This is a genomic window from bacterium, from assembly GCA_022616075.1.
Classification (GTDB): Bacteria; Acidobacteriota; HRBIN11; order JAKEFK01; family JAKEFK01; genus JAKEFK01.
This window is the reverse complement of the sequence record JAKEFK010000190.1, coordinates 1-17,064: the sequence shown is the minus strand read 5'-3', so window position 1 is coordinate 17,064 and position 17,064 is coordinate 1. Positions and strand designations below refer to the sequence as shown.

Sequence of the window (17,064 nt, the reverse complement as noted above, 5' to 3'; positions counted from 1 at the left end):
GCTGATTGTCGTCGAGGACTCAGGGCAATTCCTGACCCGTTATCCTGCGATAGATCTCGCGATATTTGCGGGAGGTTTCCTGGATCACTTCTGGAGGCAGGTCAGGGCAGGGAGGCTGCTTATTCCACCGGATTTTTTCCAGATAATCGCGGACATATTGTTTATCGAGGCTCTTTTGCCCGCGGCCCGGCTGGTAATCATCTTTTGGCCAAAACCGGGAGGAATCGGGAGTCAAGACTTCATCGCATAAGATGATTTTGCCCTCATAGATACCGAATTCGAACTTCGTGTCGGCAATGATAATTCCCTGCTGCAATGCATGATCGGATGCGCGCTTATAAATATGGAGGGTCAAATCGCGCAGAGCATGAGCTTGCTTTTCATCAAGAATGGATACAACTTGTTCGAAGCCGATATTGATATCGTGCCCTGTTTCCGCCTTGGTTGCTGGAGTGAAAATCGGCTCAGGCAGGGCATCAGACTCCCGTAGTCCGGCCGGCAAACGGATTCCGCAAACGGCTCCCGTTTCCCGGTATTCTTTCCATCCGGATCCCGAGAGATAACCTCGCGCCACGCATTCGACAGGAAACATTTTCGCTTTCTTCACAATCATAGCCCGGCCCTGCAGCTCCGGGTACTTTTGAAGCCGCTCGGGAAACTCCTTGAAGTCAGCAGTAATCACGTGATTGTTGACGATTTCGTTTAGGTAATGAAACCAAAACAAAGAAATCTGGGTTAATACTTTTCCTTTGTCTGGTATTGGATTGGGTAACACATAGTCGAACGCGGAAATTCGATCGGATGCGATGAACAGTAAGGAATCGTCCAGATCGTAGATGTCTCGAACTTTTCCGCGACCTTTTAAGGGATATTCGGATATGGATGTTTCAACAACCGTGCTCATAAATGGGTCTCCTTTTGGTAGGGGCGGGGCTTGTCCCCGCCCGTAAACGGGCGACCACTAGGGTCGCCCCTACGAGTGAGAATGGAAAGTATAATCGGTGAGAGTCGAATCGCAAAGAAAAATGGCTGATTCTTACCGGGATGATCCGGATGTGGAATTGATGCTTCGTGTTGTCAAGGGAGATCGCCCTTCCTTTGAGCTTCTCGTAACGAAATATCAAAAGACCGTTCTCAACACAGCTTTTCGCTACACCGGAAATCCGGCCGTTGCGGAAGAACTGGCTCAAGATGTTTTTGTTCGCGTCTATCGCGCCGCGCCCGCATACAAACCGGAGGCGCGTTTTTCTACATGGCTTTTTACAATTGTCAGAAATGTTTGTTCAAATTACCGCAGCCGTGAGGGCAGATTGGACCAACATATGGACTCTGAGATCGATCCATCTTTTTTCACGAATCCTAAAGAGAGCCCGGAAGAAGATATGATTCGGACGGAGCGGAAGAAGAAGATCCGGGATGCGATCCGGCACCTTCCGGAGTCGTTAAGATTGCCTTTAATCTTGCATCAATTTAATCACCTGTCTTACGATCAGGTTGCGGAAGTTCTTGAAATCTCCCTTGGCGCCGTAAAGGTCCGGATCCATCGCGCCCGACTGGCGTTAATGGAGCAGTTGAAGGAGTTTGTGTAACAAATGAATTTTTACGGGGGTTCATCTACTTGAGCGATAGGAATTCTCAAATGCCGCATTTAGAAGTGGAACTTTCGGCGTACGTGTCTGATGAGCTTGAAGAGTTTGAACGAAAAAGGGTGGAAGAGCATATTGCTTCGTGCAGGAAATGCATGGACGAATTGCAGCGGTTGCAAAGACTGGATGCGCTTCTGGTGGAAGAAGAACTCGAGCCCGATCCGGAATTCTTGGACGGCGTGCTGTGGCGCATTGATCAGTCGCGGACGGGACGTCCGCGCTACAAACGGATCGTGCTTTTTCTTGCTGCCGCCATCGTTGCCTTCTTTGCATTTTTACTCTCCCTTCAAAAACAAGCACCGGAGCCTCCACCGGTCGCGGATAAACCGCCCGTGAAAGAGTCGCCGCAAACTCCGAAGTCCGTTACTCCTGCGCCGTCTCCTAAGCCGGAGCCGGTGGAGGATCCGGAACTGATCGCGTATCTGGATGATCTGGAGAACATGGAGTTGATTCGAGAGATGGAAAACCTGGACAATCTCAATCTAGCCATTGTGATGGCGGCTACTGAGGAGACGGAATGAAATTCGTGGCCGGTCTGCTCTTGGTTTGTTTGCTGTCCGGATTTGTATTCGCGGAAGAGGTCGTACGGGATGAAAAGTGGCAGTCAAATTTCAAGAAGTGGCAGAAGCTACCTCAGGAACGCAAAGATCAATTAAAACGAAGCTTCTCTGAGCTTCAAAAGATGACACCCGAACAGCGAAAAGAATTCTTTCAGATGGCGAAACGGTTCCACAATTTACCGGCAGAGAGAAAGGAAAATCTTCGCAAAAAATTCGAGTTCTTACAGAGTCTTTCGCGTGAGCAGCGTGAGGCAATCCGGAAATTTGTCCGTTTTTATCATCGACTTCCTTTTCGAAAGAAGAGAATGTTCAACCAGAGATTGCTTCGCATGAGAAATCTTCCGCCGGAACAGCGCGAATTGGAGCTTCAAAAATCTCCCATCTGGCCGAGACTGAATGAAGCCCAACGCGATGCATTGAGGGAATTTTTGTTTCACCGCAGAGATCGCAGAGAACGCAGAGTGGATTAAATTCTTTTTTAATCAGCGCTCTCAGCGTCCTCTGCGGTGAAATTCAGATCACAAAGAATTTTATGAAGTAAACGGCGCACGCTAAGTAAAAAATGCGTTTGGCGACCGCAGGATGCTTTGATTTCAGCCAGTTCCATGGCAGCGCGGCAGCGATCATCAAGCCCATCAGGCCAAAACTAACCGCAAAAGCGGGAGCAAATGTGAAAACCTTGCCAACATCTTTGGAAAGGTGATGCGGCATGAAGGAAGCACCGTAAACAAGCACCAGATGCAAACCGTAGACTAAAAGTGATTCCTGCCCTACTTTGTTCAGGATCGACTTTTCAGGCTTTTGTTTCTGCTCATAGTACCAGATGCAGGCAAGTGTGAAGAGAATAAATCCGATCTTCATCATGAAATGACGCGGGCTGGAACGCGCCGGATCCACATACTTGTAGTATTGCCACGGCGCATAAAAGAGGATAAACGCTCCGATAAATAGAATGATCCCGGTGATCGCAAGCACCGCAAAAAGGCGTTTCTCTTTGTCTGTATTTTGCACCCGCAGATAGATCCAGCAAAGACAGGTTCCGGCAAACGAGTAAGCTGCCCACGGAAAAAGGGGGAACAAAGCGCCATGCAATGCATTGATATAGTCCGAAAGGGGAAACGGGAAATACAGGCGCGGATCGACGTAGTAGACAAAGGGAGTCACAAAAACAATGATCAGAGCAAGAATCAGCAGGCTGAAGACGACAAGCTTTTGATTTCGCAAAATCACGCACAGGAGCAGTGAAAAGAGAAGGGACAGCGCAATTAATTGCAGCACATCGCAGCGAAGGAAATAATAAATTGTTTCCCGTGTGGAATGCAGGAGTGTTTGAAATGACCAGGCGGGCAGATGAAGCCAGTAGGCAACTGCGAGAACGAAAAGCAGCCTACGAACTTGCATCCAGAATGGCTTTTCAAAACGGAGAAAGCTATCCCATTTTCGTTCCAAACCCAGAGCAAATGCGAAGCCGGAAATGAAAATAAAGGAAGGAGCGATCATTCCATGAAGCAAATCCAGATAGTGGAACTGTTTCGTTGGCCGCAGGGCAGGGAGAATAGTGGAATTGAAAACGTGCCCTTCGATCATGACCAGGACAGCGAGCCCGCGGAACATGTCTATAAATAGCAGGCGCCTGGTGGTCCCTCCCGCAGGAGGGCTGGTGCTCATAATGTATGCAACAGTTCTTCCGGATGTTTTGCTGCGCTCACTTTGCCGTAGACCTGATCAATCTTCCCGTGAGGATCGATGACATACGTGATCCGTTTTGCGTATTCCGCATCAAGCGATTCACAGGCTCCATAAGCCATCCCAATCTGGCGAGAGGTATCGCATAAAAGCGGATAAGGGAATGTGAACTTCTTTGCAAATGCAGCGTTATCTTCTACGGTATCGAAACTCACACCCAGAATCTGAACATTCTTTTTTTCAAAATCTTCAATTTTGTCCCGGAACCCGGTTCCTTCAGCGGTTCATCCAGCGGTGTCCGCTTTGGGATAGAACCACAGGACTACTTTTTTCCCACGAAAATCGGATAAAGACGTTTCTTTCCCGGTATGATCCTGCACCGTGAAATCGGGAGCTTTTTGGCCGACTTCCAATAATTTCATGGCATCCTCCACTAGTCACTAGTCACTTTACACTATAAGCTGGCACATCGAAACCATTTGCATGTATTATTGATTCTGTTTGTAATGGCGACTTCAGTCGCTATTTGTATAGTGATAAATTCGTCACTACGAACAGTAACTAATTGGAAGGTCAAGAAATAATGAAACGTACACTCTTTTTTGTTCTATTTTGCGTTGCCTGGACGTTACTGGCGTCCGCAGGTGAAACCAAGAAACTGGAGAGGATTTACGATCGCGACGGCGATCGAATTTTCGAGAATCTGCGGGAGCGAATGCAAAAAGCAAAATCACATGAACTTTTACCTGTTGTGATCTTGTACAGAGAAGAGACACCGGTTGCCGGCACTTTTGCTGCCCGTCTCAATCATATCCGGCCTGAAAAAATCAAGTATTCTTACCGCAACATACCGGCCGTTTCCTTGTCCATGACTGCGAGTCAAATAGAAGTAGCAAAGACGGATCCATGGGTTAAGCATATTGAACTTGATTCGAGAGTGAAAGCTACGATGGATACCGCGCGTGATTCATTTGGTGTCGACGCGATCAAATCACAATTTGGTTATACCGGCAATGCAGACGGAATCAAAGGGAATTACAGCAAGAACGACATTGTCGTTGCAGTACTGGATACCGGAGTGGCGGACGATCATCCGGATCTAAAAGGCAAGGTGCTTTACTGGAATGATTACGTCAACGGCCGATCCAAACCTTACGATGATAACAGTCACGGTACGCTTGTTTCGGGAATCGTTTTGGGCTCAGGCAAGGGCAAGAAGAAATACGCGGGTGTTGCCCCGCAGGCAGCCCTGGTATCGATAAAAGTGCTGGACAGCCAAGGGAGTGGATTTATTTCCGATGTGATTGCCGGCATTGATGAGGTGATTGATCGCAGGGTGGAGTTTAACATTCGCGTTCTAAATCTGAGTCTCGCCATTCCGGGCAGTTCCGCAGGAGACGACGCAACCTCCGAGGTAGCCAACCGGGCAGTATCATCGGGTATCGTGGTAGTCGTAGCTGCCGGCAACGATGGTCCGGATAGTGAAACGATTGGTTCACCTTCTGCCGCGACAAAAGTAATTACAGTGGGTGCAGGCTCCGATCTTGGAGAACGCGGATTCGCTCTTGCAGCATTCTCCAGTCGCGGTCCGACAGCCGATGGTCGAACAAAACCCGATCTCTGGGGCCCCGGCGTCCGGATTCATACTACTTACTACAAGGGTGGTGGTTATCGTGGATTTAACGGCACAAGCTTTTCGTCTCCTTTTGTCGCAGGAGTCGTGGCACTGATGCTGGAGGCCAACCCTGGGCTCAAACCGAGACGCATCAAGAGGATCCTGATTCGTGGCGCAGAGAACTGGGCGCCAGGCGCCAAGAATAATGAAGCGGGTGGTGGACGCTTACAGGCCTATGACGCCATCACGAAAGCCGCCGCGATTACCGAGGATTTGGATCCGCCTGATGTGCCAAAGGTCTTGTTCGTAAAAACTTCGATCGATACCAATCAAACACATTCTTACACTTTTAACGTGACGGACATCAAGCACCATATCGCGATTACAGCTGTCGTTTACAATTTCAATATTTCAGGAACGGGCCTTGTCATGGAATTAGTGTCACCAACCAACAGTGTCGTTGCTACGCAGAATAATTTTTCACGACAAGAAGCGATCACTTTTAAGCCTCTGATCACGGGTGTCTACACGATTCGTGTGACAGGACAGGGAGGATTTACTCCCTATTTGCTCGATATTTCCGCCGACCGCGATTAAGTTTCGCCTTTCACTTGACACCCTGTTGCAGCAGACCTATTTTATGAATTGAGTCCCCTCTTAATAGGCCTAACTAGGGCTTCGGAGCAATCCGAAGCCCTATTTTTTTGCGCGCTCATTAATGCTATAGTTTTCGCTTATTCACCGCAGAGTACGCAGAGACCGCCAAGTAAAATTTATGAGTTGTTTTTCCTCAGCGTCCTCTGCGTACTCTGCGGTGAAATTTTCCAAAAAATGCCGGGATAGCTCAGTCGGTAGAGCGAAGGACTGAAAATCCTTGCGTCGGCGGTTCGATTCCGTCTCCCGGCACTCTGCTCAACATCTACTTTTTGCGCTTTTGCTTATTGCGTTTTTTTAGCCAATTCTGCAGAGAACGCTGGCTTTCACCGGATGTTTTTCCGAGTAACAATCCTTCAATGCTTAGATCTTCATCGAGGTCTGGCCAGTGAATGCCTTGGCCATTGCCGATTATTTCCAAATGGTTGCGTTCTTTAGGAGAGCCGTGAACCAGCCGAGGATACCAGGCCAGAGGCACAGAAATGGTTCGTCCATCCGTAAGGTCAACGATTAATGAATCATCACTTAAAGACACACTTTTCGCCCTTGCGAGCTGAATCTCATTCAACAAAGTACTCATTCCAACCTCGAAGCAAAATGTCTTCCTTTTCCTCAACGAGTCTTTGAACTCGTGTTATTTCCGCCCGACTGAATCCTCCCCTGCGTTCAAGCCTTACCGGATCGAGCCAAAATTTCGCTATTTTGCTTTCTCGTTGCACGTGAACATGGGCAAGGTTCGTCTCGATCATTAGCATAAAAGAAAAGCCGATATGGTCCATCTCGAAGAATGGTCGGCATCATGGACAATGTAATTCATCTCGATCAAGGGTGTCAAACAAAGAGACGTTGCAGGGAATAACAAACAAGTTCAGATATAATGTTGCCCATTGATTGGTGCGGTTTCTTCCAGAACTCAGATGATTCGCCTTAAGTATTTTTGCGTTTACACTTTGCTTTTACTTGCAGCTTGTTCCTCTGATCCAAAAAAGTCGATTGATATACCGGTTGGTTTTTACGGACCGCTGAGCGGCAATATGGCTTCTTTTGGGAACACGGTTCGAAGAGGGATTGAATTGGGAATCGAAGAGATCAATCGTGACGGTTTGAAAGGGAAGCGATTGCGGTTATTTGTGGAAGATGACCGGGGGAATCCTGAAGAAGCGCAGAGCGCGGTGAGCAGATTGATTACGCGGGACCGTGTTGTTGCGATTCTGGGCGATCCTTCTTCTTCCAGCTGTTTGGCCGGCGCGCCTGTTTGTCAACAACACCGAATTCCCATGATTACGCCCACCGCAACGAACATTAAAGTCACGCAATGCGGCGATTTTATTTTTCGTGTTTGCTGGATCGATCCCTTTCAAGGTGAAATCATGGGGCGCTTTGCCGCTGAACATCTAAAAGCAAAAACCGTGGCGGCGCTCTTTGACGTTGGCAGTGATTACTCCACAGGTCTAGCCGAAGTTTTCAAAGCCACGGCAGAAAAATTGGGAGCTCGGATGGTAGCATGGGAATCCTTTAGCGCCGGGGATACAAATTTTTCCGCGCAATTGACGAACATCCAAAAAGCAAATCCTGACATTCTCTTTCTGCCGGTCTATTACAACGAAACCGGTTTGATTTTGCGCCAGCTCCGCGCGGCCGGTTCGAAGATCACCGTCCTCGGATCGGATGGATGGGATTCGCCGCAGCTGTGGGATATCGGTGGTGAGGCGCTCAACGGTTCTTATTTTGTCACGCATTTTTTGCCATCAGATCCAGCTCCTGAGGTGCAGCACTTTGTTGCCGCTTTTGGAAAACGCTATGAAGGAAATCCATCCATGGGGGAAGCGCTCGGCTATGATGCGGTTAGAATTCTGGCCGATGCAATGATGCGATCTTCCTTTACTGAACCGGAGAAGATTCGCGATGCGCTGGCAGGAACCAAAAATTTTGAAGGCGTAACCGGTAAAATTACAATAGATGCAAATCGAAATGCGCTCAAGCCGGCGATGCTCATAAAAATTGAAAATCAGAAACCTGTTCTTTTTCAAAAACTAATGCCGGCCGGCGGTGAATGATGAAAGCGGTTGTTTTAAAAGAGATTGGAACAGTTCAGTTGGAAGAGACTCCGGATCCTGTTTTGCAGGACCCTCAGGATGCGCTGGTGCGTGTCACGCTCGCGGGCATTTGCGGCTCGGATCTACACATTGTGCAGGGCCGAGATCCCGGGATTCGAATGGGAACGATCATGGGACACGAATTTGTCGGGATCGTGGAAGAAACCGGAAGCGCGGTGCAGGGCATGAAGCGCGGGGATCGAGTGTTGTCGCCGTTCAGCGTGAATTGCGGGAAATGTTTTTACTGCGAACGAAACATACCGGCGCGTTGTGTTCGCTCTTTCTGTTTCGGCTTTGTTTCAGAAGAGGGAAATGGTCTGGAAGGGTCTCAAGCCGAGCTTGTGCGCGTTCCTTTTGCTCCTTCTACACTATTAGCATTGCCTGCGAACCGAACAGATGGTTCTGCGCTGTCCGATAAAGACGCGCTTTTTCTTGGTGATATTTTTTCTACTGCTTATTCCACAGCCGAAGGGGGCGCGATTCAAAAGGGGGACACGGTTGTCGTTGTCGGATGCGGTCCAGTTGGACTTCTTTGCATCCTTGCTGCGAAACTTTTTGAGCCGGCAAATATTATCGCGGTGGATTCCATTGATTATCGTGTAGCAAAGGCGCGCGAGTTTGGCGCAATCACGGTAGATCCGAAACCGGAGAATGTGCTAAAGCTGGTGCAAGAGCTAACTGATGGAAGGGGAGCAGACGCTGTCCTGGAGGCTGTCGGTCATCCTTCTGCATTGGACCTGGCCATTCACGTTGTACGTCCTGCGGGAGTTGTATCCATCGCGGGCTATCACACACAAAGCACTTACCCCTTTCCGATTCAAAAGGCGTACACAAAGAATTTGACCCTCAAAATCGGCCGCTGCAGCGCTCGCAAATACATGCAAAAACTTTTGCCGCTGGTTTTGGGAAATCGGGTCCCTCTAACGAGCATTATCACGCACATTCTGCCTCTTTCCGATGCGGTTCATGGTTATGATTTGTTTGCGAAACGGCAGGACAACGCGATAAAAGTTTTGCTGAAGCCGTAGTGGGAGAGCATTTTTCATCCAACTTGTAGGCACATCTTCGGTAATCCAACGTGAATCCCCACGCGAAATTGTTATAGGTGTGAAAATGCTCTGCTTGCGTCCCAATATGCAGAGCATTTGCTCGACGACGATTTGCTCGTGCTGGTTCAGACTTCTTGAAGTAGGGAGTCTGTTCACTTCTATGGCAAATGCGCTGCCGTTACGGGTTATTTTCCAACAACCAGGCCTTCCGGGAAATAGCAGGCTGAAATTCAAACTGGATGCTCGCATCATAGGAACGAAGGGCTCTTTCCTGGTCTCCCTGAGCCAGGTAAAATTCAGCCAGGTTGTAATATGTCTCGCCATCTGCCAGTTCTTTCTCTACAGCCCGTTCCAATATTTCCCTGGCCTGTGTGATCCTGTTCTGTTGAAAATAAACAGACGCAAGTCCGTTGTAGGCCGCCGCAGAAGAATATTCCAGAGCGATTACTTTCTTGAATATTGCGCCGGCCTCCGTTAAGCGTTGCAACTTCAGCAAAATTTCTGCGTAACGCAAAAGCAGCAGCGGATTGGATGACTCCGCGCGAACAAGTTTCTGGTAAGCTTTTGCTTTTTCTTCAAGCGAACTGTCATGGATGGTCAGATTTGCGATTTGTCGTGCCACTTCAATTCGGTCCTTTGGATCGACTCCGCTGTTTTGCAACTTCTGACTGCCGGAGGTGACGTAGCCCAGGCTTTCGAGCTTCTCGCGATCTTCCTCTGACAACGCGGGGGCTGAAACAGCTGTCATCTTCCGTTCCAGAATCGTTTGAATTCTCGAACGGTACTGATCTACCGCCATTGTTCCAATCAGGTTTCTATCTTCTTTGGGATCCTGATCGAGGTTGTACAGCTCCGGTTTCGGGGCCTGTATGTATTTTCTATTGTTGTCCTGAATCGAAAACAGTGCGCTCCAGCCGAAATCGAGTGCCGGCGCGAGCGTTTCTGCATAGCTCTCAGCAGGCGGTAGGGTTTCTCTACGTAAGAGCGGTGCCAGCGAACGCCCATCTACTTTATTCGAAGCAGGCCACTTCATGAGCTCGAACACTGTCGGATAAATGTCTATCAAACGCACAACGTCGCCGCATCTCCGCGCCTCGAAGCCAGGCGCAGCAAGGAGCAGGGGCACGTGGAGAGTTGTGTTGTACACAAAGATGCTGTGGCTGACTTCTCCATGCTCCCCAAACGCTTCACCATGATCGGAGGTAAGTATTGTGAGAGTGTTTGCCAGTAAGTTACGGGCTCTCAAGAAATCAAAGAACAAGCCGAGCTGCTGGTCGACATACAGGACCTCCTGCAGATAGGGAGGATTTGTGGACCGGTCATGCGTCAGATAGGGATGATGCGGGTCGAAGAGATGCATCCAAACAAAGTATGGTTTTGCTCCGTTAGAAGAGAACCAGGACTGCGCACTGAGTCGAACTTGTTCGGCGCTCCTTTCCGCATACAGGAACGTCGTGCTTTCGTGAGCGGAGGAAAAAGTATCATCGTATGTCTGAAAACCTTGATTCAATCCAAATTGCGAAGCCACCGGGAACGCGCCCAGAAAAGCTGCAGTTGACATTCCTCTTTGCTGTGCTGTTTCAGCTAGCAAATGCAATTCCTGGGATGCGCGAAAAGTGCCGTTGTTTCGGACTCCATGCGCGGGGGGATAGAGACCGGTAAATAAGGAGGTGTGAGCCGGGAGCGTGATCGGAACCGGTGTGAACGCGCGATCAAACACAATGGATTGTGAAGCGAAGTTCTCAAAGAAGTTAGAACGCGCGCGATTTCCGTAAATGGACAAGGCATCGGCGCGCAACGTATCGATTGTCACAATTAGCACACTACGGATGGCCGGAAGGACAGTCGGAGGTTTTTCCTGTGGTTTGCTGCAAAAGGATAGAAGGAGTGAAAGGAGGAGCATGCAGGCTGGAAGCCCGCGCTCCATAAGCCTGCGCTCCGTTAATCTTCGAAGGCGGGTCGGAGTGATTCCCGGTATTGTTCCGGTATTTGGGTCTTCCAATTTTCCCAGTGATGTCTCCAGTCTTTTTGCAAGCTTTCAAATCGTGGATCTATTTCCCACAACAACTGATAACAACTGTGAACAATGTGATTCTGGCCCTGCAATTTGGCCATGTCCAGAAGTTCGTAGACTTTTGGAATTGCAGGAGGACGCCGGAGCACTTTCTGTAGTTCGAAAATTTTGATGCGCACCCGCGGTAGCCACACATCCTGGTTATAATACAGGGCCTGTCTTTCTGCATCTTCTGCAAAACGCAAAGCTTCCGGTAGACGATTCAAATGCTCCATTTGATGAACGCATATCATTGGAGTGCCGATCATTAAATATGCGTAATCGGTTGCTTCAGACAATTGTTTCATTTCACGCTGAAGACTCTGCAGCTCTTGCTCCCTATGTTCAGCGCAGGCATGAAAAGCCTTTACTGACACTTTCAAGAATGCAAGTTCGGCAGAAAGCCGGTCTTCAGGAAGATTCATCAGCAGGGGCCAGTAGGGCAATGCGCGCTTCAGATCGTTCAAGCGCATAAAATAGAGCCCTTTCCTGAATTGCGCATCGGCTTCGCTATTCAGATCTCCAATTTCCTGGCTCTTTAAAGTCACTTGATCGAGCAATCGGAATCCGTCTTCGTAATGTCCCATCAAGTAATGGAGGTTTGCTTCAATCCGCAATAATTCCAGACGGCGTTTCTTTAATCCCCTTTCGGACGCAAGAGTGGAGGCGTGCCGCGCGATTTCCATCGCGTGCTCCAGGTGTCCCTGCACCATCGAAAGATGCGACTGATTTTCCAGAAAGTACGTAATACCGTGACTGTGATTGAGCTCTTCGTAAATTTTTCCAGCTTTTTCATTGAGACGATTGCCAAGCTCATAGTTAGCGAGCTTAAATTCCAGTTCCGCCTGGTTTACCGAACAGGCTGCGATGCTGATTGGATCTGCAGATTCCTGCGCAAGCGCGAACGCGCGGATCACTCTCTGTCTCGCGTCGTGCAGTTTCCCCAGCAAATGCTCAATCAAACTCATGTTGACCAGGCTCTCTATCATTCCGATGCGATGATCTTCTTTTTGCGCGAGAAGCAGCGCTTCCTGAAACGCCATCAGAGCATCTGTATACAAGGATTGTTCCAGCAAAATGATTCCTTTGCTGTTCAGCAGTTTCGATCTCTTCTCGTTTTCGGATTCTCCTTCGATCATAGCTAAAGCAGCATTCATGTGATGTAGAGCTTTGTCGTATTGCGAGAGTCGCCAGTAGATCCTTCCCACATTCTGGTGGCTTGCGCTGATCCCGGGCCTGTACTGCTGTCGCTCCGCCTCTTTCAAAGCCGATTCAGAAAGCGACAGCGCTTTAGTAAAGTTTTCCCGTTTGTAAAACACCCGGCTTAAGTGGTTCCATGCATCCACATGAACGGGAGCAGATTGTTCGTTGCCCGGCATCTGGAAGAGCAGCTCGTATGACTGCACCGCTTCATCCCATCGTCCCAGTGCTTCCAACGCCATTCCCTGTTGTGTATAAAGTTCAACCAGCATATCTTCTGTGAAAATATTTGACAGATCCTGCTGTTCCCGTTTCGAGTATTCAAAACACCGGTGGAAGTGATGGAAGGCATCCAGATAAGCGTGAATCTGCAAGGCTTTCTTTCCGGCAATCAGCGAATAGTAGCCGGCTTTTGCCGGTTCCTCGGCATTCTCAAAATGGTAGGCAAGATCTTCTGCATAAAGCTGCACTTCGTTTGCATGCAATTGTTCGAGTATTCCCGCGACATCCCGATGGTATTTTTTTCTGCGGACATGACCTATTTCATCGTAAATCACATCCCGGATCTTGTTGTGATGAAAGCAAAACTGTTCGATGGCCCGGTCGGTCTGTTCATGAATAAGCTGAATTCGCGTCAGATTCTCCAGCAGGTCGAGCAATTGTCCTTCGTTCTCACCGGTCAAACGAACCAGTGTTTCCAGGCTGAATTCTTTACCGATGATGGCAGCAAGTGAAAGAAGTTTTCGGGAGGGATCATCCAGCCGCTGAATACGGCGGTGGATGAGAGCACGAATCGAATACGGTAGGATGAATTTATCGGGAGTACGCAGCCGGATTTCGTCTTCAGCCCGGTTGAGATAGGCTTCGTCGATTAATAGTTTGAGCAGTTCCTCTACGTAAAACGGAATTCCTTCCGCTTCAGAGTAAATCCATTCCTGAAGTGCCTGCGACACCGGATACCCTCGAAAAATTTCACCAAGCATGAGACTTGTTTCTTCAAAGGAAAGCGGTTTTACCTCGATCTTATCGTAAAGATTCTCACGGCTCATGCTTTGCAGAATCGAAGGGATAATGGAATTCAAAGCCTCTTCTTCCCGAAGTGTAACAATCAGTAGAAGTTTTTCCTTGTGAATGTTTTTTGCCAGAAACTGCAGCAGGTTGAGCGTGGCTTCATCGCTCCAGTGGAGGTCTTCCAAAACAAGGACGGTCGGCAATTGACGGGATAGTCCCTGTAGCAAAAGAAAGATACTTTCCAGAATGAAGTATCGGTCCGTAGAAGAAGTGACCACCAGGGGAGTCTTTTCGAAACGGTCGAACTGAGGCACCAAATCGAGCAGCACCTTGCGGTACGCTTCGCCCAGCTCTTTATACACATTTACAGTGGCAGGATCTTTGGCCTCAAATCCTTTCTTCAAAGCGTCGCGAAGTGGTCCGTAGGAATGGACGATTGTTGCTTCGGTACATTCTCCCAGCAGGAAATGATAATCACTCGCGCGCTGTCTGCGAACGAAATGCTTGATCAGGCGGGATTTTCCGATACCCGCTTCGCCGGTCAAAAAGACCAGGCGTCCACGGCCGTTTCGACACTCGAAAAAGTGATGTTGTAAAAGATTCCACTGGTGCTGTCTGCCGATTAACGATGGGCACTGAACCGGGATTGGCCAATCTTTTCCATGAGAGTGCTTTTCCTTTGCGTTAATTTCGCGCGCGGAATGAATCGTATTTCTGCCCGCATGTTTGCTTGCATAAAGGGCGCGGTCAGCGGCTTCCAGTAAATCGCCGATGCTGCGAGTATCGTTGGGATAGATTGAATAGCCGATGCTGATGCTGAGGATGTCGAGGGATATCTCTTCTTTATTGGATAATGCGGCAACTTTCTGCAGCAACCGGCTGCACAATGTTCGCACGTACTCGTCATTTCCATTCCTTACGAGCGCTACAAATTCATCGCCTGCGTATCGAAATAACCAGCCACGATCCCGTAATTCCTCTTTCAACGTCGCCGCAACCTGAATGAGAACCTGGTCACCCACTGCGTGTCCCTGTGTGTCATTGATTTGTTTGAAATGATCCACATCCATGATCAGCAGCGCAAAAGGTATGTTTGCGTTGTCACTCTGGTTTTTCTGTTCTGATACGCAATGCCTGAAAAAGCGGCGGTTGTAGAGGCCTGTTAGATCATCGGTGTACAGAAGCGTACGTAGTTGTTCAATCTCGGAAGGAGCGCCGGGCTCCGGCGTGCGATCATGTGATCGCGGATTGTTAATAAACATTTATTGCCAGCGGAAAATTACAAAGATTATACATGATTTCAAGAGCGAGCTAGTAGGATAGCAAAGTAGCGCGGGCGTCCCGCCTGCGAGAATATGCAGGATACGCCGGCCAGAGGCCCGCGCTACTTTGTTTATAAAGTTTATAATTAGAAACTTATGCAATACAAAAGAATTCTGGAAAAGCTCAAAAGCGCGAACGGATCGACCATGCTGGGAAACATCGGCCAGAATGATCCCTGGCAAACGTTGATTGCTACGATCCTGAGTGCTCGCAGCCGGGATGAGACGACGGAAATCGTGGCGCGTGAATTGTTCACGCATTTTCCGGATTGCGAGAGTCTTGCAAAGGCGCGAGTTGCCAGAATCGAGAAGCTCGTGAAAAGAACGGGGTTTTACAAAACCAAAGCCAGGAGAATTATCGGGGTTTCCAAAATTCTCATGGAACGTTACGGTGGCCAGGTTCCCATGGATATGGAACGTTTGTTGGAACTCCCCGGCGTAGGCAGAAAAACCGCGTCCTGCGTTCTGGTGTATGCATTCGGTAAAGCCGCTATTCCTGTGGACACTCATGTGCACCGGATCAGCAACCGGCTCGGATGGGTAAAGACGAACACTCCGGAAAAGACGGAAGAAGCGTTGCGCAAGGGGATCGCAGAAAAAGATTGGATCGTGATTAACGATCTCCTGGTCTTTCATGGAAAGAATATTTGCAAGCCAATTCGTCCTTTATGTTCTGTCTGCAGCATTGAAAAGTACTGTGCTAAAATCATTAGCTTTCGGTAACGCGGGCGTCTCGCCCGCGGTACGAATGAGGTGAGAATGGGGCAGCATTTCGAAGAATTAAGGGACCGAATTGAAAAGAGAACGGCGCGCGTTGCCGTGATCGGCCTTGGTTATGTTGGTTTGCCGATGGCGATCGAATTTGCGAAAGCCGGATTTCCTGTTATTGGCATCGATAATGACCCCAATCGTGTCGCGCAGCTACAGGAAGGCAGGACCTACATTCTGGACGTTCAGGAACAGGAATTGAGCCAGGTTGCGCCCAGGTTGACGGCAACCAACAATTATCGCGCTTTGATTGAAGCGGAAATTGTGGTGATCTGCGTGCCGACGCCTCTCCGGAAAACAAAAGATCCCGACATGTCTTACATACTTGCTGCGACCGGCGAGATCGCGCGGTATCTCCACAAAGGTCAACTGATCATTCTGGAAAGCACGACTTACCCCGGCACAACCGAAGAAATCATTCTTCCGGAGCTCGAATCTACCGGTCTCAAAGTTGGGATCGAATTCTTTTTAGCTTTTTCACCCGAACGAATCGATCCGGGAAACGAAAACTACAATATTCGAAATACTCCCAAGATTGTCGGCGGTGTGTCGTTTCCGTGCGGTGAATTGACCGATTTGCTTTATCAGTCCATTGTAGAAAAAGTTGTGCGCGTTTCCACAGCGCGTTCCGCCGAGATGGTAAAGCTGCTGGAGAATACATTCCGCGCCATCAACATCGGCATGGTAAATGAAGTGGCGATCATGTGCGACAAACTCGGGATCGATACCTGGGAGGTGATCGATGCGGCCGCGACAAAGCCCTTCGGCTTCATGCCTTTCTATCCGGGTCCGGGACTGGGCGGCCATTGCATACCGATCGATCCCCATTATCTATCCTGGAAACTGAAAACGCTGAACTATTCCGCGAAATTTATAGAGCTGGCGGGTGAAATCAACTCCTCGATGCCGCATTACGTGATCGACAAAATCACAGCAGCGTTGAATGATTTCAGCAAAAGCATCAAGGGATCACGCATTTTGCTTTTGGGCGTGGCATACAAGAAAAACAGCAATGACTACCGCGAATCGCCTGCTCTTGATATCTGGAAGCTGCTTTATGAAAAGCAAGCAGAAGTTCTTTATCATGATCCCCATATCTCATCCGTGCGAATGGATTCGCAGGTGCTGACGACCGAGGAACTCGACGCGTCCCTGCTGGAAGGAGTCGATTGTACCGTGATCATCACAGACCATTCCTCCTACGATTGGCAATTCATTGTGGATCACTCGCGTTTGATCGTGGATACAAGGAATGCGACACGGAAAACAAAATCGGATAAGTGTCGTATCGTAAAACTCTGAGGAGTACTACTGACGTTGAACTTCTTGTTTTTTTAGAAGGATTTTCGCAAAAGGATATTAAACCGCAGAATATCGAACAAAGGAACTCCGAACCGCAGAAGT

The 17,064-nt window shown here is 48.9% G+C and carries 14 protein-coding genes, 1 tRNA gene and 1 pseudogene; 9 read left to right on the top strand and 7 right to left on the bottom strand.

Annotated elements, in window-relative coordinates:
• Window positions 1–19: 19 nt before the first annotated feature.
• Complete coding sequence (locus L0156_15190; protein ID MCI0604340.1) at window positions 20–904, bottom strand: phosphoribosylaminoimidazolesuccinocarboxamide synthase; 885 nt, start codon at window positions 902–904, stop codon at window positions 20–22.
• A 121-nt stretch (window positions 905–1,025) separates the two neighbouring features.
• Here L0156_15190 and L0156_15185 point away from each other — a divergent pair, with 121 nt between their 5' ends.
• Genes L0156_15185 through L0156_15175 form a run of 3 tightly spaced genes read left to right on the top strand, consistent with a single transcriptional unit; the run spans window position 1,026 to window position 2,676 of the window.
• The gene (locus L0156_15185) at window positions 1,026–1,589 is read left to right on the top strand and encodes a sigma-70 family RNA polymerase sigma factor (GenBank protein MCI0604339.1); all 564 of its coding nucleotides are present in this window, start codon (window positions 1,026–1,028) and stop codon (window positions 1,587–1,589) included.
• A 50-nt stretch (window positions 1,590–1,639) separates the two neighbouring features.
• A complete protein-coding gene (locus L0156_15180; GenBank protein ID MCI0604338.1) occupies window positions 1,640–2,167 on the top strand; it encodes a zf-HC2 domain-containing protein in 528 nt (175 codons plus the stop codon).
• The gene (locus L0156_15175; GenBank protein ID MCI0604337.1) at window positions 2,164–2,676 is read left to right on the top strand and encodes a DUF3106 domain-containing protein; all 513 of its coding nucleotides are present in this window, start codon (window positions 2,164–2,166) and stop codon (window positions 2,674–2,676) included. Before L0156_15180 ends, L0156_15175 begins: the two co-directional genes overlap by 4 nt.
• A gap of 43 nt (window positions 2,677–2,719) precedes the next feature.
• Here L0156_15175 and L0156_15170 read toward each other — a convergent pair whose 3' ends face one another.
• Complete coding sequence (locus L0156_15170; GenBank protein ID MCI0604336.1) at window positions 2,720–3,874, bottom strand: DUF1624 domain-containing protein; 1,155 nt, start codon at window positions 3,872–3,874, stop codon at window positions 2,720–2,722.
• Complete coding sequence (locus L0156_15165) at window positions 3,871–4,314, bottom strand: peroxiredoxin (protein MCI0604335.1); 444 nt, start codon at window positions 4,312–4,314, stop codon at window positions 3,871–3,873. The genes L0156_15170 and L0156_15165 overlap by 4 nt, the downstream gene beginning before the upstream one ends.
• 161 nt (window positions 4,315–4,475) lie before the next feature.
• Here L0156_15165 and L0156_15160 point away from each other — a divergent pair, with 161 nt between their 5' ends.
• Together L0156_15160 and L0156_15155 are read left to right on the top strand one after the other, a co-directional pair.
• The gene (locus L0156_15160) at window positions 4,476–6,104 is read left to right on the top strand and encodes a S8 family serine peptidase (protein MCI0604334.1); all 1,629 of its coding nucleotides are present in this window, start codon (window positions 4,476–4,478) and stop codon (window positions 6,102–6,104) included.
• A 236-nt stretch (window positions 6,105–6,340) separates the two neighbouring features.
• A tRNA-Phe gene (locus L0156_15155) sits at window positions 6,341–6,413 on the top strand.
• Between the two features lie 13 nt (window positions 6,414–6,426).
• Here the strand turns inward: L0156_15155 and L0156_15150 are convergent.
• Both L0156_15150 and L0156_15145 read right to left on the bottom strand, forming a co-directional pair.
• The gene (locus L0156_15150; GenBank protein MCI0604333.1) at window positions 6,427–6,741 is read right to left on the bottom strand and encodes a DUF2442 domain-containing protein; all 315 of its coding nucleotides are present in this window, start codon (window positions 6,739–6,741) and stop codon (window positions 6,427–6,429) included.
• A pseudogene (locus L0156_15145) lies at window positions 6,722–6,959 on the bottom strand (DUF4160 domain-containing protein). The gene L0156_15150 and the pseudogene L0156_15145 overlap by 20 nt, the downstream one beginning before the upstream one ends.
• A gap of 119 nt (window positions 6,960–7,078) precedes the next feature.
• Between L0156_15145 and L0156_15140 the strand changes: the two are divergent.
• Window positions 7,079–8,218, top strand: a complete 1,140-nt coding sequence (locus L0156_15140; protein ID MCI0604332.1) for an ABC transporter substrate-binding protein — start codon at window positions 7,079–7,081, stop codon at window positions 8,216–8,218.
• Window positions 8,218–9,285 carry an alcohol dehydrogenase catalytic domain-containing protein gene (locus L0156_15135; GenBank protein ID MCI0604331.1) on the top strand — a complete coding sequence of 356 codons (1,068 nt, stop codon included), beginning with the start codon at window positions 8,218–8,220 and terminating at the stop codon, window positions 9,283–9,285. Before L0156_15140 ends, L0156_15135 begins: the two co-directional genes overlap by 1 nt.
• A gap of 199 nt (window positions 9,286–9,484) precedes the next feature.
• On the opposite strand, the gene L0156_15130 is transcribed toward L0156_15135, so the two are convergent.
• Both L0156_15130 and L0156_15125 read right to left on the bottom strand, forming a co-directional pair.
• Window positions 9,485–11,233: a sulfatase-like hydrolase/transferase gene (locus tag L0156_15130; protein ID MCI0604330.1), complete on the bottom strand. Its 1,749-nt coding sequence runs from the start codon at window positions 11,231–11,233 to the stop codon at window positions 9,485–9,487.
• A 14-nt stretch (window positions 11,234–11,247) separates the two neighbouring features.
• Window positions 11,248–14,832, bottom strand: coding sequence for a diguanylate cyclase (locus tag L0156_15125; GenBank protein ID MCI0604329.1), 3,585 nt, complete (start codon window positions 14,830–14,832; stop codon window positions 11,248–11,250).
• A gap of 156 nt (window positions 14,833–14,988) precedes the next feature.
• On the opposite strand from L0156_15125, the gene L0156_15120 reads away from it, so the two are divergent.
• Together L0156_15120 and L0156_15115 are read left to right on the top strand one after the other, a co-directional pair.
• Entirely contained in the window at window positions 14,989–15,615 is a 627-nt protein-coding gene (locus L0156_15120; protein ID MCI0604328.1) for an endonuclease III, read from the top strand.
• Between the two features lie 36 nt (window positions 15,616–15,651).
• Entirely contained in the window at window positions 15,652–16,962 is a 1,311-nt protein-coding gene (locus L0156_15115; protein MCI0604327.1) for a nucleotide sugar dehydrogenase, read from the top strand.
• The last annotated feature ends 102 nt before the right edge of the window (window positions 16,963–17,064 follow it).